The organism is Pseudomonas wuhanensis, from assembly GCF_030687395.1.
Classification (GTDB): Bacteria; Pseudomonadota; Gammaproteobacteria; order Pseudomonadales; family Pseudomonadaceae; genus Aquipseudomonas; species Aquipseudomonas wuhanensis.
Genome location: NZ_CP117430.1, coordinates 4,601,315 through 4,622,873, shown reverse-complemented (window position 1 = coordinate 4,622,873; position 21,559 = coordinate 4,601,315). Strand labels below are relative to the sequence as shown.

Annotated in this window: 14 protein-coding genes and 3 pseudogenes; 14 read left to right on the top strand and 3 right to left on the bottom strand. The window is 62.6% G+C overall.

Annotated features, from left to right (window positions below):
- The first annotated feature begins 2 nt into the window (after positions 1–2).
- Positions 3–341 (top strand): antibiotic biosynthesis monooxygenase family protein, encoded by a 339-nt coding sequence (locus PSH88_RS21270; protein WP_305422471.1) that lies wholly within the window; start codon positions 3–5, stop codon positions 339–341.
- A 30-nt stretch (positions 342–371) separates the two neighbouring features.
- On the opposite strand, the gene PSH88_RS21265 is transcribed toward PSH88_RS21270, so the two are convergent.
- Complete coding sequence (locus PSH88_RS21265) at positions 372–1,307, bottom strand: AraC family transcriptional regulator (RefSeq protein WP_305422470.1); 936 nt, start codon at positions 1,305–1,307, stop codon at positions 372–374.
- Positions 1,308–1,508: 201 nt separating this feature from the next.
- Between PSH88_RS21265 and PSH88_RS21260 the strand changes: the two genes are divergently transcribed.
- The 3 genes from PSH88_RS21260 to PSH88_RS21250 are packed head-to-tail and all read left to right on the top strand — an operon-like array spanning position 1,509 to position 3,423.
- Positions 1,509–2,246, top strand: coding sequence for an SDR family oxidoreductase (locus tag PSH88_RS21260; protein ID WP_305422469.1), 738 nt, complete (start codon positions 1,509–1,511; stop codon positions 2,244–2,246).
- A 29-nt stretch (positions 2,247–2,275) separates the two neighbouring features.
- Positions 2,276–2,533 carry an Atu4866 domain-containing protein gene (locus PSH88_RS21255; protein WP_305422468.1) on the top strand — a complete coding sequence of 86 codons (258 nt, stop codon included), beginning with the start codon at positions 2,276–2,278 and terminating at the stop codon, positions 2,531–2,533.
- A gap of 53 nt (positions 2,534–2,586) precedes the next feature.
- The gene (locus PSH88_RS21250) at positions 2,587–3,423 is read left to right on the top strand and encodes an SDR family NAD(P)-dependent oxidoreductase (RefSeq protein ID WP_305422467.1); all 837 of its coding nucleotides are present in this window, start codon (positions 2,587–2,589) and stop codon (positions 3,421–3,423) included.
- Between the two features lie 41 nt (positions 3,424–3,464).
- Here PSH88_RS21250 and inhA read toward each other — a convergent pair whose 3' ends face one another.
- Positions 3,465–4,151 carry an isonitrile hydratase gene (gene inhA / locus PSH88_RS21245; protein WP_305422466.1) on the bottom strand — a complete coding sequence of 229 codons (687 nt, stop codon included), beginning with the start codon at positions 4,149–4,151 and terminating at the stop codon, positions 3,465–3,467.
- A 91-nt stretch (positions 4,152–4,242) separates the two neighbouring features.
- Between inhA and PSH88_RS21240 the strand changes: the two genes are divergently transcribed.
- On the top strand, positions 4,243–5,235 hold the full coding sequence (locus PSH88_RS21240; protein WP_305422465.1) for a GlxA family transcriptional regulator: 993 nt from the start codon (positions 4,243–4,245) through the stop codon (positions 5,233–5,235).
- 11 nt (positions 5,236–5,246) lie between these two features.
- On the opposite strand, the gene PSH88_RS21235 is transcribed toward PSH88_RS21240, so the two are convergent.
- The gene (locus PSH88_RS21235) at positions 5,247–5,636 is read right to left on the bottom strand and encodes a hypothetical protein (RefSeq protein ID WP_305422464.1); all 390 of its coding nucleotides are present in this window, start codon (positions 5,634–5,636) and stop codon (positions 5,247–5,249) included.
- 677 nt (positions 5,637–6,313) lie between these two features.
- Between PSH88_RS21235 and PSH88_RS21230 the strand changes: the two genes are divergently transcribed.
- From PSH88_RS21230 to PSH88_RS30570, 9 genes and pseudogenes are all read left to right on the top strand, one after another.
- Positions 6,314–6,688, top strand: coding sequence for a DUF6124 family protein (locus PSH88_RS21230; protein WP_205890946.1), 375 nt, complete (start codon positions 6,314–6,316; stop codon positions 6,686–6,688).
- Positions 6,689–6,897: 209 nt separating this feature from the next.
- The gene (locus tag PSH88_RS21225; RefSeq protein ID WP_305422462.1) at positions 6,898–8,070 is read left to right on the top strand and encodes an MFS transporter; all 1,173 of its coding nucleotides are present in this window, start codon (positions 6,898–6,900) and stop codon (positions 8,068–8,070) included.
- A gap of 148 nt (positions 8,071–8,218) precedes the next feature.
- A complete protein-coding gene (locus tag PSH88_RS21220) occupies positions 8,219–8,959 on the top strand; it encodes a thioesterase II family protein (RefSeq protein WP_305422461.1) in 741 nt (246 codons plus the stop codon).
- A 41-nt stretch (positions 8,960–9,000) separates the two neighbouring features.
- Complete coding sequence (locus PSH88_RS21215) at positions 9,001–9,984, top strand: TauD/TfdA family dioxygenase (protein ID WP_305422460.1); 984 nt, start codon at positions 9,001–9,003, stop codon at positions 9,982–9,984.
- 340 nt (positions 9,985–10,324) lie between these two features.
- A complete protein-coding gene (locus tag PSH88_RS21210; RefSeq protein WP_305422458.1) occupies positions 10,325–13,732 on the top strand; it encodes an amino acid adenylation domain-containing protein in 3,408 nt (1,135 codons plus the stop codon).
- Positions 13,729–16,659: pseudogene (locus PSH88_RS30585) on the top strand (amino acid adenylation domain-containing protein); the annotation flags it as partial. The gene PSH88_RS21210 and the pseudogene PSH88_RS30585, both read left to right, overlap by 4 nt.
- Positions 16,645–19,629, top strand: a pseudogene (locus tag PSH88_RS30580) (condensation domain-containing protein); the annotation flags it as partial. The pseudogenes PSH88_RS30585 and PSH88_RS30580, both read left to right, overlap by 15 nt.
- A pseudogene (locus PSH88_RS30575) lies at positions 19,618–21,135 on the top strand (amino acid adenylation domain-containing protein); the annotation flags it as partial. The pseudogenes PSH88_RS30580 and PSH88_RS30575, both read left to right, overlap by 12 nt.
- A complete protein-coding gene (locus tag PSH88_RS30570) occupies positions 21,118–21,552 on the top strand; it encodes a phosphopantetheine-binding protein (RefSeq protein WP_431312686.1) in 435 nt (144 codons plus the stop codon). The pseudogene PSH88_RS30575 and the gene PSH88_RS30570, both read left to right, overlap by 18 nt.
- Positions 21,553–21,559 lie beyond the last annotated feature (7 nt).

Below are 21,559 nucleotides of genomic sequence, written 5' to 3'. Positions count from 1 at the left end.
GCATGTACATCGCTTCGTTTATCTACAAACCCGGGCAACGGGACGAGGAGTTCAACCGGTTGAGCGCTTTGATCGACGAAGTTGCGATCAGCATCGAAGGGTTCGTGGGCACCCAGTCCTGGTGCTCGGCCGATGGCGAACTGGTCAACGCCAGTTACTACTGGCGGGACGAAGCCTCTATCCGTGAATTTGCCAGCCATCCCAGACATTTGGAGGCCAAGCGTCAGTACCGCAAGTGGTATGCGGGTTATCAAGTGGTGATCGCTAAAGTGGAGCGGGCTTATGGTGATGATTCGTTCGAGCTGTTTGTGCCCAATGGCCGGCGTGCGGCGAATGCTTGAGCGGACGCTTTCAGGCCGCCCACAAACCTCCTAGATTTCCTGGGCGCGCAGCCGGGCAATGTCCTTGCTCGGCGAGGCGCCGAATAGTCGGCTGTATTCACGGCTGAATTGCGAAGGGCTTTCATAGCCCATTTTGTAGCCGATTGACGAAACGTCGCTGTTCTCCGACAACAGCAGCCGCCGTGCTTCCTGCAAGCGCAATTGCTTCTGGTATTGCAACGGGCTCATGGCCGTCACCGATTTGAAGCGGTGATGCAGCGCCGAGGTGCTGAGATTGATCATCTGCGCCAGGTGTTCGATGCTCAGGGGCTCGGCGTAATGGTTGTTCAGCCATTCGATGGCGCGGCTGATGCGGTGGGTCTGGGTGTCGGGGATAGCGATTTCGTGCAAGCGTCGGCCCTGCTCGCCGCGTAACAGCCGATAGAAAATTTCCTGTTGGGCCAGCGGCGCCAGGGCCGCGATGTCGTCCGGGGTTTCCAGCAATCTGAGTAGCCGCAACACGGCGTCAAGTAAGGGCACGTCGATCCGGTCCAAAAACAGCCCACGTCCACTGTTCATCACCCCAGGCACCCCGACCGGGCTGACATCGGCGATCAAACGGCAGATCTGCGCCGGGTCGATGTCCAGACGCAGGCACAGGTAAGGCCGATCCGGGGTGGCCTCGATCACTTTGCCGGCCAAGGGCAGGGTGACCGACACCACCAGGTAATTGAGCGGGTCGTAGGTGTAGCTTTCAGCGGCCAGGCGTACCTCCTTGCGTCCTTCGACAATCACGCACAGTCCCGGTTTGTGCACCGTGTGCAGGTCTTCGGTGGGGTGGTCGCTGCGGATCAGGTGCAAGTCCTTGATTGGCGTGGCGTGAACGCCGTATGCCGGGGCAAAGCGCTTCATCAGACTCACCAGTTCGGCGCGCCGCAAGTCGGCGCCGTCCTGGGGCAGGGCATTCACGGAAGTAGACGCCGTCATGCTGAACAATCTCCTGGCCGAGGGTTGAGTCGGGCTAGTAAAACCGATTGTGCGCGTATCGGCCAGTGTCGGTTTCGCGGCTACAGGATCGTGCAAGAACCCAGGAGAAACCGGCTAACGAAACCCGTCGCAGCCTCCCTAATCTGGACCTGTCGCAACGTCCCCTCCGGGATGTTCCAGTCTCCAGATAAGGAAACAGTCATGTCCAACATTCAAGGCAAAGTGGTTGTCATTACCGGCGCCAGCAGCGGAATCGGCGAAGCTGCCGCACGTCTTCTGGCCAGTCAGGGCGCCCATGTAGTGCTCGGTGCCCGGCGCGTTGAGCGCCTGGAAACACTGGTTGCAGAACTCAATGCGGCCGGCCAGAGCGCCGCATTCAGGGCGGTGGACGTCACCCGCCGCGATGATGTGCAGGCCTTCATCGGTTTCGCTGTCGAGCGCTTTGGCCGCGTCGATGTGATCGTCAACAACGCAGGGGTCATGCCCCTGTCGAAACTCGAGGCGCTGAAGGTCGAGGAGTGGGACCGGATGATCGACGTCAACATCCGTGGCGTCCTTCACGGCATCGCTGCCGGGTTGCCTTTGATGCAGCGCCAGCGCTCGGGCCAGTTCATCAACATCGCCTCCATTGGCGCTTACGCTGTCAGCCCGACCGCTGCGGTGTACTGCGCCACCAAATTCGCCGTGCGGGCGATTTCCGAAGGCTTGCGTCAGGAAGTTGGTGGTGATGTGCGGGTCACGGTGATTTCCCCCGGTGTGACTGAGTCCGAACTGGCCGAGAGCATTTCCGATGCCGGTGGCCGCGCCGAAATGCGCGAGTTCCGCAAGATCGCCATGCCTGCCGACGCTATCGCTCGGGCCATTGCCTACGCCATCGATCAGCCGGCCGATGTGGACGTCAGTGAATTGATCGTACGGCCGACGGCCAGTCCGTTTTGAACAGCCTTATTGAAGTAGGGACAACTGAAATGACTAAAACATCAGGCAATCAAGACCAATACGTCGGCCTGTGGGTCACCGCCGACGGCGTGATTCGCCACCAACTGCTGCCCGGCGGTCGCTACGACGAAGCTCGCGGCCATCGGGAAAGCGCTTATTTGGGGCGCTATTGGTTGGAGGGCGATCACATCGAATATGCCGACGACACCGGTTTCACGGCTGACGGTGACTTTCGCGACGGGGTGCTCTACCACGCCGGGATGGTGCTGTACCGCCAGCCGGAGTGACGCGTTTTTGATTTTACCGAGCCAGCCATGCACTGAAACAAAGGAAACTACTTATGAAAAACTCTCCTAAAACCTGGTTTATCACCGGTGCCTCGAAAGGCCTCGGCCTCGCCCTCGCGCAACAGGTGTTGGCCGTGGGTGATCGCGTCGCCACCACTTCCCGTAACCTCAAGGAACTGCAGGCAGCCAGCGAGCGCTTTCTGCCGCTGCAAGTCGACTTGATGAGTGAGTCCAGCGTGGCCAGCGCTATCGCAAGCACCGTTGAGGTTTTCGGCCGCCTTGATGTGGTCGTCAACTGCGCCGGTTACGGCCAGCAGGGCACTTTCGAAGCGCTGTCGGACAGCGAGTTGCGGCGTAATTTCGATGTGAATCTGTTTGCGCCGCTCAATGTATTGCGTCACGCCTTGCCGCAGTTGCGGGCGCAGCGCAGCGGGCACGTGATCAATATCTCGTCTATTGTCGGCTTCGATGGCGGTTATGCCGGTTGGGGCAGTTACGTGGCGAGCAAGTTCGCCCTCGGTGGCGTGACCGAAGCGCTGGCGGCAGAGGTTCAGGAGTTTGGAATCAAGGCCACGGTGGTTTACCCGGGACCGGTGCGTACAGGCTTCCTGTCCAGTGCATCGCTGGCTGTTGCCGAGCGCAGGATCGATGATTACACCGCCGCGCAAGCGTCCCTGGACCTGCACCAGAACACCCTTGATGGTCAGCAGGCTGGCGACCCGGACCAGATCGCCTTGGCAATTATCCAGGTGGCCAATATCAGCGAGCCGCCCCTGCATCTGTTCATGGGCCGGATTGCGGTTGACCTGGCGCAGCAGAAAATCGCTCAGGTGCAACAGGACCTTGAACAGTGGAAAACCACAGCGCTGGCGACGGATTTTCCGGCGTGAGTGACTGGCTGCGGGGGCGATAGCTCCCGCAGCCATTGCTTTCACTGAAGGTCGAGTTTCGCCGCTGCACGTTCGGTTATTTCCGTGCGTAGTTTCAACGACCCGGCAGCGCGTTTACGGGCTTCTTCCAGCACGCTGGCTGGCGCCGTCTCAGGGCTGCCTGACGCAAACGGCGGTGCCGGCGCATATTCCAGCTGCAACTGCACCAGTTGCGCGGTGTCCTTATCGAACAATTCAGCCGCCAGGGTCAGGGCAAAATCGATACCCGCGGTGATCCCGCCGCCGGTCAGCAGATTGCCGTCGCGCACCACCCGATCATTCACCGGGATCGCCCCCAACAGCCCGAGCAGTTCGTGATACGCCCAGTGCGTCGTGGCGCGTTTGCCCTTGAGCAACCCCGCCGCGCCAAGCACCAGCGCACCGGTGCAGACTGAGGTGACATACCGCGCGTTGGCGGCCTGAGCCTTGATGAAGGCCAGGGTTTCGTCATCCTCCATCAACGGCCCGACGCCGCTGCCACCGGGAATGCAGATCACATCCAGCGGCGGGCAATCGTCGAAGGTGGTGGTCGGTTTCAACACCAGCCCGGTGCTCGCGGTGATCGGGACCAGGTCCTTCCAGATCAGATGCACCTTCACGTCGGGCAGCGAGGCCAGCACGTCATAAGGGCCGGTCAGGTCCAGTTGTTGAACCTGTGGAAACAACAGAAAACCGATCTGCAACGTCATGGCGTTTTTTCTCCTGGTTGGGGTGGACGGCTTCACTGTAGGCGCCTAGGATTTGGCGCATACGCCAATCACCCCACGAATTACGCCAACTATGCCAAACACCCCGAAAACCATTCATGTATTGGCCTTTGCCAACGTGCAACTGCTCGACGTCACCGGGCCGTTGCAGGTGTTCGCCTCGGCCAACGACATTGCCCGCCAGCAAGGTTTACCGTCGCCCTACGCGCCATCGGTGATTGCCAGCGGTGGCGGGGCGGTGATGTCGTCGGCGGGGTTGGCGCTGTTGGCAGAGCCGTTGCCGGATCAGGGCAGCGACACCTTGATCATTGCCGGTGGCTGGGGCGTTTACGCGGCGGCGAAAGACGAGTCGCTGGTAGCTTGGGTACGTGAGCACGCGACGGGGTGCCGGCGGGTGGCGTCGGTGTGTACCGGGGCGTTTTTGCTGGCGGCCAGCGGTTGGCTCGACGGTCGACGGGTAGTGACGCACTGGACCCGTTGCGAGCAATTGGCGCAGCAGCATCCCAAACTCCAGGTGGAACCCAACCCGATCTTCATCAACGACGGCCCGGTCTGGACCTCGGCCGGGGTTACCGCGGGCATCGACTTGGCCCTGGCCATGGTCGAACAAGACCTCGGCCGCACCATGGCCCTGGATGTCGCCCGGCAATTGGTGGTGTTTCTCAAGCGTCCGGGTGGCCAGTCGCAGTTCAGTGTGACCCTGTCCTTGCAGAAAGAAGGCGATCGTTTCGACGAACTTCATGCCTGGATCAGCGAAAACCTCACCAAGGACCTCGGCATCCCGACCTTGGCCTTGCAGGCCGGCATGAGCGAGCGCAGCTTCGTCCGTCATTATCGCGCCGACACCGGCCAGACCCCGGCGCGGGCCATCGAACTGATTAGGGTCGAGACCGCCCGGCGCTTGCTCAGCGACACCGGTGTGCCGATCAAACGGGTCGCGATGCAATGCGGGTTTGGCAGTGAAGAGACGCTTCGACGCAGTTTTCTGCGAGCCATGGGCGTGACTCCGCAAGCCTATCGCGAGCGGTTCTCCGTCAACCCTGCAGCAGATCCAGCAATGACATGAGGCTCTATTTCTCAGGCTTCCACGTCCGCCACCTGATTGAAGTACTTCGACCGGTCCGGCGTAAACGTCACCACCATTTTGGTCCGGGAACAGGTCAGCGCCCGTTCTGCGCTCAGATCAATATCCAGATCCTCCCCGCGCAACCCCTGCCATTGGGCGAGGTATTTGAGGGATCCGTATTTTTCGAGTTTTTTCAGGCTGCGGCTGACGCCACCTTTCCAGCCCAGCACCGGGAGCTCGCCGGTAATGCATTGGTGGGCGAGGTCGGGGAAGCGGGTGGCGCGTTGGCGGCCGATTTCCCAGCATTTGATCAAGCCTTTGTCGGGGGCTTCCCACAATTCAGTCCGGTTCAGGCCCGATCGGAGTGGGGTATCAATGCTGCGATGGATGCGCTGGGTCATTCTGGTTCCTTGAATTCGGGTTTTGTTGGACAGCTCCGCTGTGCCCGTTGAGCGTGGATGGTAGGGATGGATGCAGGTGCTGGCAACAAGGTATTTCCGGATGTAGGAATCAGTTACCAGATGCTGATTGGGCTGGTTTGTTTAATAAATGTAGGTGTTTGCCCTACACGATCCTGTGGCGAGGGGGCTTGCCCCCGCTCGGCTGCGCAGCAGTCGTAAAGCCAGCAAATGCGGTGCTTCTGGAGGAATGTGGTTGAGCATTCGAGGGGGCGCTGTGCGCCCCAACGGGAGCAAGATCCCTCGCCACAGGAGGTCAGCGGTGCGTGTTTAAGTTCATCGCGGGTAGGCCTTGATCCTACAAAAAGCGTCGTAAAAGTGGATATTTCCGACGCGTTTTGACGGTTGTAGGTGAGGAAAGGGAGTCGATAGTCTTTCCGGGTCGCTGCCAATTCAGCGACCGGGTTTGGTCACCCGTGCAATGTCAGGCGTGCAAGCGCCAACGTGAGCATGTCGGCGCTTTTTCTTGTGCTTGTCGGTATGCTTTGCGGTGGGCTGTGCGCGGGGCACTTTCGAGTGCGCCGGGTGCCTGACTTCCCGGTTGACCAACCTGCGTACCGCCCACCACCCATCGTTTGGTCACGATGGTGGTGAGCTTCATGAATGTCAGGAGTTACACCATGATAAAAGACAGTCCCAATCCCCCCGAAACCGACGACGTTTCCCCCTACGAATCACCCGATTCCAAAAAGCTCAACGAAGCCGCCGAACGCGCGCTCGACCACTACCTCAAGCCACCGCCCAAACAACCCGAAGGCCGCAAGCCCAGCAGGATGTTTCTGGTTGCGCCGGACATGGACAACGAAAGCCTGCTGGCCCATGTCTGCGAGTCGCTGGCGTCAGCGAGCGTAATGACCAGCGACATTGCCGCGTATGTCGATGCTCCGCAACGGCACACGCTCCTGGCGATTCAACAGGTCATCATGCTGGCCGAGCTGGCGGTGAATCGGGTGCTGGATAACGTCGACGTGCCAAAACTCTCGCCACACAGCTGACCTCTTGTAGGAGTGAGGCTTGCCCGCGAAGACGGTGTGTCAGGGGACATCCATGTTGAATGTGAGATCGCTTTCGCGGGCAAGCCTCGCTCCCACAGATTCACGTTCATTTGACGGCAGGCCAGCGTTCACACTCAACCAACAATTCGACGATTTCCCAGGGGCAGGCGTTTGTGGCAAGTTGCAGGCCCTTATCGAGGCCGGATCCCATGGCAAACCCCTACCGCGAGCTGTTCCACGCCCCAGGTGCACGCGCCTTTGTGCTGGCCGGCATGATCGCGCGCATGCCGATTTCCATGACCGGCATCGGTCTGATCACCATGCTATCGCAGCTCCAGGGCGGTTACGGACTGGCCGGCTCCATCGCGGCGACCTTTGCCCTGGCTACGGCGTTTTGTGCGCCGCAGGTTTCGCGGCTGGTGGACCGTTTTGGGCAAGGCCGGATCTTGCCGGTGTCGGCGCTGGTCGGTGGCGGGGCACTGTTGATGCTGTTGCTCTGCACCCGCTTGCAGGCGCCGCACTGGATGTTGTTTGCGTTCGCTGCGCTGGCCGGTTGCATGCCGAGCATGTCGGCGATGGCGCGGGCGCGCTGGACCGAGTTGTATCGCGGTCGTCCTGAGTTGCAAACCGCCTATGCGCTGGAGTCGGTGCTGGACGAGGTGTGTTTTATTGTCGGGCCGCCGCTGTCGGTGGGGTTGTGTGTGGTGGCGTTCCCGGAGGCGGGGCCGTTGGCGGCGTTGTTGATGCTGGCGGTCGGGGTCACGGCATTCGTGTCGCAGCGTGGCACTGAGCCGCCGGTGCATCCTCGTGAGGAACACCATCAGCGCTCGATCATTCACTCGAGCGAAATCCAGTTGCTGATGCTGTTGATGGTTGCCATGGGCATCATCGTCGGGGTGGTGGATGTGGTCAGCGTCGCGTTCGCCGAGCAGCAGGGGCAACCGGCGGCGGCGAGCATTGTGTTGTCGGTGTATGCCATTGGTTCTTGCCTGGCCGGGCTGGCGTTCGGCGCGTTGCGCTCGAAACTGCCGCTGCCGCTACTGTTTCTCTATGGTGGAGTGGCGACGGCGGTGACCACGTTGCCGTTGTTGCTGGCGGCGAATATTTTTGGGCTGGCGCTGGCGGTGTTCGTCGCCGGGTTGTTCTTTGCCCCGACCCTGATTGTGGCGATGGCGCTGGTGGAGCGCATCGTGCCGCCGGCTAGACTCACCGAAGGCCTGACCTGGCTGGTCACCGGTTTGAGCATCGGCGTGGCGATCGGCGCGGCCGGTTCGGGCTGGCTGGTGGACGCGTTCGGGGCGCGCAGCGGGTTCTGGTTGTCGATTGCCGCTGGCGCCGTAGTGTTGGGTTCGGCGGTGCAAAGCTACCGCCATCTTAAATAATCAGTTAAGGCGATCCGTAGCAGCTGTCGAGCTTGCGAGGCTGCTGCTACATAGAGTGCGTCGCGGCTGACATTGCTTAACCCCACCGACTAATTCTCGCCACACCTCATCCGTTCCCTTTACAGATAACCCATTGAGGATAAGTGCGGTGACAAAGCTGACACTGCTGTGCCTGCCCTATTCGGGCGCCAGCGCCATGGTCTATAGCCGCTGGCGGCGCCAGTTACCGCCGTGGCTGCACTTGCAGCCCGTGGAGTTGCCAGGGCGGGGCGCCCGTTATGACGAACCCTTGCAGACCGATATGCGCGCCCTGGCCCTGCAATTGGCCAGGGAACACAAGCCGTCCTTGCACGGCCCCTACGCCTTGTTCGGTCACAGCCTGGGGGCGTTGCTGGCCTGCGAGATGGCTCACGCCTTTCGTGCCCTCGGTGCTGCGGAGCCAGTGGCGCTGTTTGCTTCAGGCACGGCCGCCCCGACCATGCGCAGCGACTATGACCGTGGCTTCGCCGAGCCCCAGACTGACGAACAGTTGATCGAGCAACTGCGCACTTTCCAGGGCACCAGCGAGGACGTGTTGGCCAATCAGGAGTTGATGAGCCTGACCCTGCCGATCCTGCGCGCCGATTTCATGCTCTGCGGACGCTTCCGTCCGATGCAGCGCCCGCTGCTCAAGTGCCCCGTGCACGTGCTCGGCGGCAAGGAAGACAAGGCCACCACCGAGCAATTGATCGGCTGGAGCCAGGAAACCCTGGGCAGTTTCTCGGTGGACATGATGACCGGCGGGCATTTCTTCATTCATGAGCATGAAGCCAAAGTGATCCGGATTATCAAGAATCATCTGGAAGTCCATCAGCGCCGTCATGCGCAACTGGCCGCGCCGGTTTTTTAACGCGCGCGGTTCACTTTATCGGTTTTAACAGGAGGCCCGTCATGGGTGTTGCTGTGGGTTTTGCCGTGCGGCCGTTACTGCCGGCGCGGGGGCGCTTGCCGCTGCTGGTGGAGGCGACCGAGCCGAATACCAGCCTGTTGGCGGTGTTCGATGAATTGAATGAACTGGTGGATGAGCATTTGCTGCGCGACGGCGGCATTCTGTTTCGCGGGTTCCAACTGGACGGTGCCGAGCAGTTCCGCCAGTTCGCCGCCGGCTTTGGCCATCCGCTGCTCAATTATGAGTTCGGCTCGACACCGCGCACCAACGTCACCCAAGGGGTGTACACCTCCACTGAATACCCGGCGCATCAGAGCATCCCGTTGCACAACGAGCTGGCCTACTCCCGGGACTGGCCGATGAAAATCTGGTTCTACAGCATGATCGCCGCCACCTCGGGCGGTGAAACGCCGATTGCCGACAGCCGGGAAGTCTATCGCCGCATGCCTGTCGCGATCCGCGAGCGCTTCGTCAACAAAGGCCTGATGTATGTGCGCAATTTCGGTAACGGGCTGGACGTGGCCTGGGAGCAAGTGTTCAACACCGAAGACCGCGAGGTGGCCGAGGCCTACTGCAAGGCCCACGGCATCATTTGCGAGTGGAAGGACGACGGAGAATTGCGCACTCGCCAGACTTGTCAGGCGGTGGCGCGTCATCCGGTGACCGGCGATATGGTCTGGTTCAATCAGGCTCACCTGTTCCACATTTCGAACCTTCAGCCAGAGGTGCGCGAAACCCTGCTGGACATCGTCGACGAGGAAGACCTGCCGCGTAACGTCTACTACGGCGACGGCTCGCCCATCGAGGATGAAGTGCTTAATGAAATTCGCGCCGTGCTCGATGACTGCGCCATCAGCTTTCCCTGGCAGGAGGGCGATGTGCTGATGCTCGACAACATGCTCTCGGCCCACGCCCGCGCGCCTTTCACAGGCAAGCGCAAGGTGATTGTCGCGATGGCCGAAGGGCATTCCCAAGACGCGCGCTGATCTGATCAGTCCCTGACGCGCCTGTCGCCGAAGCCGGTCCTGTACTGGCTTCGGCTTTTTTGTGTTCACTTAAGAGTGTCTTGACTCAGCGAACCCTGTGGCGAGCGAGCTTGCTCGCGCTTGAGTGCGTAGCACTCACAAAAAACGGCAATCACCGCCAGATTTTTGGGGCCGCTCCGCAGCCCAGCGCGAGCAAGCTCCCTCGCCACAGGTTTCTCTGGCTCAAGATTCTCTTGGGCCCCACGTTTGTCAGTGCCGCTAAATCATCGCGTCAGCCATTCGTTCTTGTTGATACGACCGGGCCTCCTGGTCACGCCGCCGATCAGCAAGGACCCCACGCATGAATGCCGCAGACGCACAGAAACTCGCCCGCCGTTTTATCGAACTGCCGCAGGACAAGCGCCGCTTGTTTCTGGCCGGCATGGCCCGCGAAGGCATCGATTTTGCGCAGCTTCCCATGACCTCCTGCGTCGGGGTCGACGAGCGTGACGGCCTGTCCTATGCCCAGCAGCGGATGTGGTTTCTCTGGCAGTTGGACCCGCAGAGCGCGGCCTACAACCTGCCGATGGCGGTTCGCCTGAACGGTGCGTTGCAGATCGAGGCGCTTGAGCGCGCGTTCAGCCTGCTGGTGGCGTGCCATGAGTGCCTGCGCACCACCTTCGGCCAGGAAGGCGAGCGTGCGTTCCAGCGGGTGGCCGAACCCCGAGACCTGACACTGGCGATCAACGACCTGAGTGCCTTGCCTGAAGATCGGCGCTGGCCTCAGGCGCAACAGCACATGATGGCTGAAGCCACTCAGGCATTCGACCTGCAACAGGGGCCACTGCTGAGCCTTCGCCTGTTGCGCCTGGCCGAACAGGAGCACGTGCTGTTGCTGACGCTGCACCACATCATTGCCGATGGCTGGTCGATGAACATTCTGATCGACGAGTTCATGCGCACCTACGACGGCTTGGTGGCGGGGCGGCAACCGACCTTGCCGGAACTGACCGTGCACTACCGCGACTATGCCCTGTGGCAACGCAGCTGGCTGGAAGCCGGGGAGCGCGAGCGTCAACTCGATTACTGGCGCACGCAGTTGGGCGAAGAGCACCCGATCCTCGAGTTGCCCACCGACCGTGCCTATCCGGCCCAGTCCAGCCACCAGGGCGCGCGCCTGGAAAAAGTCATCGATGGGGCCCTGCGCCAGGAGCTGAAAACCCTCGCCCAGCGCCAAGGCGTGACGCTGTTCGTGGTGCTGCTGGCCGCCTTCAAGACCTTGCTGCATCGCTACAGCGGTCAGACCGACATCCGCGTCGGCGGCTTGATCGCCAACCGCACCCGCAGTGAAACCGAAGGCTTGATCGGCTTCTTCGTCAATACGCAGATCTTGCGCAGCGAGGTCACCTCTCAAACTCGTTTCAGCGATTTATTGCAGAGCCTGCGTCAAGCGGCGCTTGGCGCCCAGGCCCATCAGGAACTGCCGTTCGACGCGTTGATCGAGGCCCTGCAACCGGCCCGCAGCCAGAGCCACAATCCATTGTTTCAGGTGATGTTCAACCACCAGCCGCTGGTGACCGATCTGCAGGACGTGCGGCTCGATTGCGGTTTGCAGGTCGGCTATCTGAGTGAGCAGCAACTGGCCGGCAGCGGACGTCAGCATGCGGCCACCAGCGACCTGATGCTCGACACCCGGGAGGAGGGCTCGCAACTGTTCGCGGCGTTCACCTACGCCACCGACCTGTTCGACGCACAGACCATTGCCGCGTTGGCCGAGCATTGGCACAACGTGCTGGTGTCGGTCTGCCGTGATCCGCAACAGCCGCTGGGCGAAGTGGCGATGCTCGACACGGATGAGCGCGAGCGCTTGATTCAACCTGTCGCCATCCCGGCACCGCTGTTTGGCATGCCGCAGCTGTTCGAGGCCCAGGCTGCGCGCATTCCCGACACCAGCGCCGTGATCCTGGCGGGCGAGCAGTCGCCCTCGCTCAGCTATGCCGAACTGAATGCTCGCAGCAATCGCCTGGCCCATCAGTTGCGCGACAAAGGCGTCGGCCCCGACGTGCTGGTCGGTGTGGCGTTGGGTCGTTCGCTGGAACTGGCCGTGGCATTGCTGGCCGTGCTCAAGGCCGGCGGCGCCTATGTGCCGCTGGACCCGCACACCCCGGCCGAACGCTTGCGCCACGTGCTCGATGACAGCGGGCTGAAACTGTTGCTGACCGAAAGCCCGCTGCTGAGCAGCCTGCCGGCGCTCGATGGCATCGACTGCCTGTGTCTGGACCAACTGCCGGACAGTGATGCTGAGAATCAAGTAAACCTGCAAGTGACAGTGGATCCGCAGAACCTCGCCTACGTGATTTACACCTCCGGCTCCACCGGCCGGCCGAAGGGCGTGGCCGTCAGCCACGGCGCGTTGAGCGAATTCATCGCGCGGGCGATCGACTACAGCGACTTGCGCGAAGGCGATCGCGTGCTGCAATTCGCCACCAGCAGTTTCGACGGTTTCGTCGAGCAATTCTTCCCACCCCTGTGCCATGGCGCCGGCGTCGTCCTGCGCGATGCACGCCTGTGGGACAGTGCGACCTTGCACCAGGTGATCGTCGAGCACGGCATTACCCTGGCGGATTTGCCGGCCGCTTACTGGTATTCGGTGGTGCAGGATTACGCGGCCCACCCGCCGGCCCACTTCGCTGCCTTGCGCCAAATTCATGTGGGCGGCGAGGCGATGGCGGTGGACGGGTTGCGCCTATGGCAGCGCGCCGGGCTGGGCCATGTGCGTTTACTCAACACCTACGGCCCGACCGAGGCGACGGTGGTCTCGACTATTCATGATTGCAGCGCGTTGACCGCCGAGGCGGTGTCGTGGCGCGGCATACCGATCGGTCACGGCCTGGAGCAACGCCGGTTGTACGTGCTCGACGACGATTTGAACCTGCTGCCCAAAGGCGCGGTGGGCGAGTTGTACATCGGCGGGCCGGGCCTGGCTCGCGGTTATCACCGGCAGCCGACGCTCAGCGCCCAGCGGTTTATCGCCGATCCGTTCGCGGTCGGCGAGCGCCTGTATCGCACCGGCGACCGTGCCCGGCTGCGGGATGACGGCGCGGTGGAGTACATCGGCCGCGTCGATCACCAGGTGAAGATTCGCGGGTTCCGCATCGAGTTGGGGGAAATCGAGTCGCGGTTGCAGCAATGCCCGGGCATTCGTGAGGCAGTGGTGCTGGCCTTGCCCCTGACGGGTGGACCGCAACTGGTGGCGTATCTGGTCGTCGATGAGCGCGTGCTCGGCAGCGCGGCGGAACAGGCGATTCTGCGCCAGCAAATCAGAACCTCGCTGCAAAAGAACCTGCCGGACTACATGGTGCCCGGCCACTTGCTGCTGTTGCCGCGCCTGCCCCTGACCCCCAGCGGCAAACTCGACCGCAAGGCCCTGCCGATCCCCGATTCGAGCCAATTACAGTGCACTTATCGCGCCCCGCAAACCACCACCGAACAGGCGCTGGCGCAGATATGGATCGAAGTGCTGCAAGTGCCACGGGTCGGTGTCGATGACCATTTCTTCGAGTTGGGCGGGCATTCGTTGCTGGCCGCGCAGGTGATTGCCCGGATCAAAAGCCAATTGGGCGTGGTGCTGCCATTGCGCAGCCTGTTTGAGACACCGCTGCTGGGCGATCTGGCCCTGGAGCTGGCCGCGCTGGCAGATGGTGCAAGCGATAACGACTGGTCCGACATGGATCAGTTCATGAGTTCTTTGGAGGGAGTAGAAGTATGAGCGGCAATATGGCGGAGCGTATCGCTAAAAGGTTCGTCGGTTTGCCGCTGGCGCAACGTCGACAGTTTCTCGTCAAGTTGCGCGAGGAGGGCAAGGATTTCAGCCTGTTGCCGCTGCCGGTCAGTCGTCACGACTGCGCGGTGATCCCGCTCTCGTTCGCCCAGCAGCGTCTGTTGTTTCTGTGGCAGCTCGACCCACAGAGCGCGGCGTACAACATGGCCGCCGGCCTGCGCTTGCACGGACAACTGAACGAGGCAGCGCTGTTGCGTTCGTTCGATCATCTGGTGGCGCGCCATGAAGTACTGCGCACGGTGTTCCAGACCGACAGCGACCAGCCGAGCCAGGTCATCCTCGAGCAGCAGCGCGTGCCACTGCAACGCATCGATCTGTCGAACGTCGCCGTGCAAGAACGTGAAGCCGAGCTGGCGCGGCGGGTTCAGGAAGCGGCTGCGCAACCGTTCGATTTGCTCCACGGGCCATTGCTGCGGGCCAGCCTGTTCTGTCTAGCGGACGATGAACATGTGCTGATCGTGAGCATGCACCATATCGTTTCCGATGGCTGGTCGATGGACGTCATGGTCAAGGAATTCGTGCAGTGCTATCAGGCCTTCAGCCTGGAGCGCGAGCCGCAGTTGCCGGCGTTGCCCTTGCAGTATGCCGACTACGCGATCTGGCAGCGGCGCTGGCTGGAGGCAGGGGAGGGCGAGCGTCAACTCGATTACTGGCGCCAGCAGCTGGGTGAAGAGCATCCGCTGTTGGACGTGGCGGCGGATTTCCCCCGGCCGCTGACCCAGAGCTTTGAAGGCCAGACCCTGAGCTTTGATTTCGGTGCGGACCTGTCCCGGCAGTTGAACGGGTTTGCCCGGGCTCAGGGCATCAGTTTGTTCATGCTGGTGCTGGCCGGGTTTTCGCTGTTCCTGTCGCGTCTTGGCGGCCAGCGCGATATTCGCGTCGGCGTGCCCAATGCCAACCGTGGACGCTCCGAGGTCGAAGGGTTGATCGGCTTCTTCGTCAACACCCAGGTGTTGCGTTGCCAAGTGGATGAGCGCGGCAGTTTCGACGATTTTCTGGCCCGGGTCCGGGAAGCGTCGTTCGGTGCCCAGGCCCATCAGGAGCTGCCTTTCGAGCAACTGGTGGATGAACTGGTGCCCGAGCGAACCCTGGGGCACAACCCGTTGTTCCAGGCCAAGTTCAACCAGAACGTCGGCATGCAGACCCAGCGTTCGATGAACCTGCCGGGCCTGAGCGTCACCGAGTATCCGCTGGACAAAGAAGGCACACACTTTGATCTGGCGCTGGACATCACCGATGACGGCACGCTGATCCACGGACAAATGACCTACGCCAGCGACCTGTATGAACACTCGACCATCGAAGGGTTTATCCCGACGCTGCTTGGCCTGTTCCGCGAATTGCTCAGCGCCCCGCAAGCGCCGCTGCATACGCTTGCCGTCACACCGGTGCAACCGGCGCTGGCGCCACGGGAGCCGGCGGAGTCGGTGTTGCAGCAATGGGAGCGTCAGGTGCTCGCACAGCCCGAGGCACTGGCCGCACGTTGCCTTGAGCGGACCTTGAGTTTTCAGACGCTGGATCAGGACGCCAATCGCCTGGCCCATTATCTGCGTGCGCAAGGGGTGCAGAGCGGGCAGCCCGTGGCGGTGCTGATGGAGCGCTCGCTGGAATGGCTGACCTGTGTGTTAGGGGTGATCAAGGCCGGGGCGGTGTACATGCCGCTGGACGTCAAGGCGCCGGCTGCGCGTTTGCAGCAGATGCTCGAAGGCGCGCAGGCGAAAGTCCTGCTGTGTGCCTCGGGCGATTCGCGGGAAAACACCCTGACGGTCGCCGGTTGCCAAGGGCTGGCCTTCGCGCCGGAACGCTGGCATGACCAGTCGACTACAAAACCTTCGCTGACCGTGTCGGCGGATGCAGCGGCCTACGTGATTCACACCTCCGGTTCCACCGGCCAACCCAAAGGCGTGCTGGTGAGCCACGGCGCCCTGGCCAGTTACGTGCGCGGTGCGCTGGAGCGTTTGGCGCTGGAGCCTGCGGCCAGCATGGCGCTGGTCTCGACCATTGCCGCGGACCTGGGGTTTACCGTGCTGTTCGGCGCCCTGTGCTCCGGTCGCTTGTTGCATGTATTGCCCGAAGCGCTGGGCTTCGACCCGGACCGGTTTGCCGATTACATGGCGCAGCATCAGGTGGGCGTGTTGAAGATCGTGCCGGGGCATTTGGCGGCGCTGATGCAGGCGTCCCGGGCCGCCGATGTGTTGCCGCAACACGCATTGATCGTGGGCGGCGAGGCCTGTTCGCCGGCATTGCTCGAGCAGGTGCGGCGACTCAAGCCGGGCTGCCGATTCATCAACCACTATGGTCCGAGTGAAACCACGGTCGGCGTGCTGACCCATGAGCTCAAGGATCTCGACTCGGGTGCCCGCAGCGTGCCGGTCGGCCGCCCGTTGCCGGGAGCCCATGTCTATGTGCTGGACGATGTGCTCAACGCGGTCGCCAATCAGGTGGCGGGTGAGCTGTACATCGGCGGCGACAGTGTGGCGCTGGGTTATCTGGGCCAGCCGGGGCTGACCGCCGAACGCTTCCTGCCGGATCCGTTTGGCGCCGTCGGCGCACGGGTGTACCGCAGCGGTGACCGGGTGCGCCGCAATCGTCAGGGCGCGCTGGAATTCATCGGTCGTGCCGACGATCAGGTCAAAGTGCGCGGCTATCGGGTGGAGCCGGCGGAAGTCGCCCGGGTGTTGCTGGGCTTGAGCGGCGTGAGCGAAGCCGCGGTGTTGGCCTTGCCGCTGGACGGTGATGAAACACGCCTGCAACTGGTGGCGTACTGTGTGGCCGCGCCAGACCTGCCATTGAATGTCGACGGCTTGCGTCAGCAGCTACAGGCCTGCCTGCCGGAGTACATGGTGCCGGCGCAGATCGTGGTTCTGGAGCGTCTGCCGCTGACCGCCAACGGCAAACTGGACAAGCGTGCCTTGCCGGCGCCGGGGCTGGTCGCCCAGCCATTTGTCGCCCCGGTGGGCGAGATCGAACAGAGGCTCGCCGCCATCTGGGCTGATGTCCTGAAGCTTGAGCAAGTGGGCAGTACCGACAACTTCTTCGAGCTGGGCGGCGATTCGATCCTCAGCCTGCAAATCATCGCCCGGGCCAAACGCCAGGGCATCAAACTGAGCCCCAAGCAACTGTTCGAGAAGCAGACCATCGGCCAGTTGGCGGCGGTGGCCAAGCTGATCGAGAGCAAACCGGCAGACAGCGTCGCGCAAAAAATCAGCGGCGAGCTGCCGTTGTTGCCGATTCAGGCCCGCTTCTTCCAGACCGACATTCCCCAGCGTCACCACTGGAACCAGTCGGTGATGCTGCAACCGCAATCCCCCCTCGACGCGTCCCATCTCAGCAACGCATTGGCCGCCCTGATCGAGCAGCACGACGCGCTGAACCTGAGTTTCCAGGCATCGGGCGAAACCTGGCAGGCGACATTCCAGGCACAACGCCACACAGACCTGTTATGGGTGCGGGCACTGGACGACCTGGCCGATTTGCCCGCGCTGGCCGCCGAGGCCCAGCGCAGTTTCGACCTGCAACAGGGCCGGCTGGTGCGCGCGGTGCTGGTGAACCTGCCGGACGCTAACCAACGTTTGCTGCTGGTGATCCATCACCTGGTGGTGGACGGCGTGTCCTGGCGGGTGCTGCTGGAGGATTTGCAGCAAGCCTATGCCGCGTCGGCGGCAGGCAAGGCGATTGTCCTGCCGGGCAAAAGCAGTTCGCTCCAGGCCTGGGCGCAACACCTGCACCGTTATGGGCAGAGCGATGCGTTGAAGGCCGAACGTGATTATTGGCAGCGCACGCTGGAGGGCGGTCACAGCGACTTGTCGAGGGACTTCCCCGAGACGGTCCAGACTCGTCGACAGGCCGCTCGGGCCACTTCGCGCCTGAATAAAACACTGACCCACGCGCTGCTCAAAGTGGCCCCGGCCGCTTATCGCACCCAGATCAACGATCTGCTGCTGACTGCTCTGGCGCGGGTGTTGTGTGACTGGAGCGAACAGGATTCGGTGCTGATCCAGCTCGAAGGTCACGGTCGCGAAGACCTGTTCGACGACCTCGATTTGAGTCGCACCGTTGGCTGGTTCAGCAGCCTGTTTCCGGTGCGCCTGACCCCAGAGGCCGAGCCGGGCAGTTCGCTGTGCGCGATCAAGGAACAACTGCGAGCCGTACCGGGCAAGGGCATCGGCTATGGCGTGCTGCGCTACCTCGCAGGCTTCGAGCCGCTGCGTGATCTGCCGCAACCGCGCATCACGTTCAACTACCTGGGCCAGTTCGACGGTGCGTTCGAAGCGGCCGACGGCGCGCTGCTTGTGCCGGCCGCTGAAAGCACCGGTGCGCATCAGGATGACGAGGCGCCCCTGGGCAACTGGCTGAGTGTCGATGGCCAGGTCTACGGCGGCGAACTGGAATTGATCTGGACGTTCGGCCAGGGCATGTACCGTCCGCAAACCATTCAGGCGCTGGCCGACGCTTATTGCCATGAGCTGCAACGACTGATCGAACATTGCACTGCCGGTGAGCATGCCGGGGTCACGCCGTCGGACTTCAATCTGCTGCATCTGTCGCAAGCGCAGCTGTCGGCGTTGCCGGTGCCGGCGCGGGAGATCAACGATCTCTACCCGTTGTCGCCGATGCAGCAGGGCATCCTGTTCCACAGCCTCAACGAGCCGGACGGCCCGGCGTACACCAACCAGTTGCGGGTCGATGTGCGGCAGCTGGACGCTGAACGTTTCCGTCAGGCCTGGCAGCAGACGCTGGAAGCCCATGAGATTCTGCGCACGGCGTTCGTCTGGCCCGAGGACGCCGACGCGGCGGTGCAGATTGTCCGGCAGACGGTGCAGATGCCCATGACGGTGCAGGACTGGCGCGGTCGTGATGACCTTCACGCAGCGCTCGACCAGTTGGCCCGGGACGATCTGGCCGCCGGTTTCAAACTGGACCAGGCCCCGCTGTTGCGCGTGCTGCTGGTGCAAACTGCTGAAGCACAGCATCACTTGATCTACACCAGTCACCACATTTTGATGGACGGCTGGAGCACCTCGCAGTTGTTCGGCGAGGTGTTGCAACGCTATGCCGGCATGACGCCGTCGGCGACCCCGGGGCGCTATCGCGATTACATTGAGTGGCTGGGCCAGCGCGATGTTCAGGCCAGTCGCGAGTTCTGGACGTCGGCATTGGTTGACCTTCAGGAGCCGACCCGGCTGGCCAGCGCCATGCCGGTCAGCCAGACATCGGCCAGCGGTTATGCCGATTACCAGCATGTGTTCAGCGCACAACAGACCGGCGACCTGAACCGCTTCGCCCGCGAGCAGAAGGTCACCCTCAATACTCTGATGCAAGCCGCGTGGCTGGTGCTGTTGCAGCGCTATACCGGCCAGGACACCGTGGCCTTCGGCGCCACCGTGGCCGGTCGCCCGACGGACTTGCCCGGCGTCGAGCAGCAGATCGGCCTGTTCATCAACACCTTGCCGGTGGTGGCGTCGCCGTCCGCCGAGATCCCGGTCGAGCAGTGGATTCAGCAGGTGCAGCGCCTCAACCTGGCCCTGCGCGAACATGAATATACGCCGCTCTACGACATCCAGCGCTGGGCGGGGCAGGGCGCGTTGTTCGACAGTATTCTGGTGTTCGAGAACTACCCGATGGCCGAAGCCCTGGCCCAAGGCTCAGCCACTGGCCTGGAGTTTTCCACCGTCAAGCGTCAGGAGCAGACCCACTATCCACTGACGCTGGTGGCGGTCGCCGGCCGTGAACTGACCCTGGGCTTGAGCTTCGACCGGGCCTGTTTCGATCACGCCACCATCGTCAATCTGAGCACCCGGCTCGAAGGCCTGATGATGCAATTCATGGCAGACGCTTCGCAGCCGTTGGGCGCATTGCAACTGCTGGACGGCGCCTCGCATCAGGCGGCTGTCGATTGGGGCAAGGCCGAGATCACGGCGCTGGATTCGCGCAGTGTGGTCGAACGGATTGACGCGCAGGTACAACGCCAACCCGAGGCCGCGGCGGTGTTGTTTGCCGAGCAGACCCTTGACTACCGCACCCTCGACGCCCGGGCCAATCGACTGGCGCATAAGCTGCAAGCGCTGGGGGTCGGGCCGGAAGTGCGGGTCGGCGTGTGCATGCGTCGCACCCCGGACATGCTGGTCGGGTTGCTGGCGATTCTCAAGGCCGGCGGTGCCTACGTGCCGCTGGACCCGGAGTATCCGCAAGAACGCTTGCTGCACATGCTCGAAGACAGTTGCGCGGCGGTGCTGCTGACCGAAGCCGCGTTGCAGGCGATGTTGCCCGAGGCGTTGCCGTCGCAAGTGCTGTGGGTCGAGGAGGGAGCCGAGTGGCTCGCCGGGTATCCGTCCACGGCGCCCGTCAGCCGGATCGTGGCGCAGAATCTGGCCTACGTCATTTACACCTCCGGCTCCACCGGCAAGCCCAAGGGCGTGGCGATTACCCACGCTAACCTCGCGGCGCTGATCCAGTGGTCCCAGGGCGTTTACCGCGACGAGCAACTGCGTGGGGTGCTGGCCTCGACCTCGATCTGCTTCGACCTGTCGGTGTGGGAGATTTTCGTCACCCTGGCCAGCGGCGGTTGCATGGTGCTGGCGGACAACGCCCTGGCGTTGCCCGAGTTGCCGGCCCGTGAGCGGGTGACGCTGATCAACACCGTGCCGTCGGCGATTGCCGCGCTGCAACGGGCGGGGCAGATTCCAGCGTCGGTCACCACCCTCAATCTGGCCGGCGAGCCGCTCAAGCAGACACTGGTCGATACGCTGTACGCCAGCACATCGGTCAAGCAGGTTTATGACCTGTACGGGCCGTCGGAAGACACCACCTATTCGACCTTCACCCTGCGCACCGCCAACGGCCGGGCGAACATCGGGCGGCCGCTGGATAACACTGTGGCCTACCTGCTCGACAGCCAGTTGCAGGTGCTGCCGGCGGGGCTGGCGGCCGAGTTGTACCTGGCCGGTGCCGGCGTGACCCGGGGCTATCTGCTGCGTCCGGGCCTGACCGCCGAACGCTTCGTGCCGGACCCGTTCGCAACCAACGGTGAGCGCCTGTATCGCACCGGCGATCTGGTGCGCCAGGGGCCGGACGACACGATCGAGTACATCGGTCGTGCCGACCATCAGGTGAAAATCCGTGGTTTCCGCATCGAACTGAGCGAGATCGAAGCCCGGTTGCTGGAACAGCCCGACGTGCGCGAAGCCGTGGTGCTGGCTCAGGAAGGCGCGGCGGGCAAGCATCTGCACGCCTACGTCGTCGCGAGCCAACCGGGCAACCCATCGTTGGTGGAAAGCCTGCGGGCGGCCCTGGCCAGTCGTTTGCCGGCGCACATGGTGCCGGGCCATCTGCACCTGATCGACGCGCTGCCGCTGACCCCCAACGGCAAGCTCGACCGCAAGGCCCTGATGGCGCTGGGGGGCAATCCGCTGCAACAGCGTTACGAAGCGCCAAGCACCGAGCTGCAATGGGAAGTGGCGACCGTCTGGCAAGAGGTGCTGGAAGTCGAGCGCGTTGGCCTCACGGACAACTTCTTCCAGCTGGGCGGGCATTCGTTGCTGGCGACGCTGGTGGTCACCCGGATCAAGGAGCGCCTGGGGGACAAGGTGCCGCTCAAGGCGCTGTTCGAAGCCGATACCCTGCAAGCGTTCTGCGCCCGCATCGAGGCGTTGCGCGTCGAATTGTCGCCGGTTCAGGACGAATTGGCTAAATCCCTGGAGGCCCTCAAACGTCTATCCCTCGATGATCTGGAAAAACTGATTTCTTGAGGGGAAC

Excerpts from the sequence above, each read along its gene's own strand:
- PSH88_RS21255 (WP_305422468.1), top strand. The coding sequence starts at position 2,276 with ATGACTAAAACATCAGGCAATCAAGACCAATACGTCGGCCTGTGGGTC.
- PSH88_RS21210 (WP_305422458.1), top strand. The coding sequence starts at position 10,325 with ATGAATGCCGCAGACGCACAGAAACTCGCCCGCCGTTTTATCGAACTG.
- PSH88_RS21240 (WP_305422465.1), top strand. The coding sequence starts at position 4,243 with ATGCCAAACACCCCGAAAACCATTCATGTATTGGCCTTTGCCAACGTG.
- PSH88_RS21225 (WP_305422462.1), top strand. The coding sequence starts at position 6,898 with ATGGCAAACCCCTACCGCGAGCTGTTCCACGCCCCAGGTGCACGCGCC.
- PSH88_RS21215 (WP_305422460.1), top strand. The coding sequence starts at position 9,001 with ATGGGTGTTGCTGTGGGTTTTGCCGTGCGGCCGTTACTGCCGGCGCGG.
- PSH88_RS30570 (WP_431312686.1), top strand. The coding sequence starts at position 21,118 with ATGGTGCCGGGCCATCTGCACCTGATCGACGCGCTGCCGCTGACCCCC.
- PSH88_RS21250 (WP_305422467.1), top strand. The coding sequence starts at position 2,587 with ATGAAAAACTCTCCTAAAACCTGGTTTATCACCGGTGCCTCGAAAGGC.
- inhA (WP_305422466.1), bottom strand. The coding sequence starts at position 4,151 with ATGACGTTGCAGATCGGTTTTCTGTTGTTTCCACAGGTTCAACAACTG.
- PSH88_RS21260 (WP_305422469.1), top strand. The coding sequence starts at position 1,509 with ATGTCCAACATTCAAGGCAAAGTGGTTGTCATTACCGGCGCCAGCAGC.
- PSH88_RS21235 (WP_305422464.1), bottom strand. The coding sequence starts at position 5,636 with ATGACCCAGCGCATCCATCGCAGCATTGATACCCCACTCCGATCGGGC.
- PSH88_RS21265 (WP_305422470.1), bottom strand. The coding sequence starts at position 1,307 with ATGACGGCGTCTACTTCCGTGAATGCCCTGCCCCAGGACGGCGCCGAC.
- PSH88_RS21270 (WP_305422471.1), top strand. The coding sequence starts at position 3 with ATGTACATCGCTTCGTTTATCTACAAACCCGGGCAACGGGACGAGGAG.
- PSH88_RS21230 (WP_205890946.1), top strand. The coding sequence starts at position 6,314 with ATGATAAAAGACAGTCCCAATCCCCCCGAAACCGACGACGTTTCCCCC.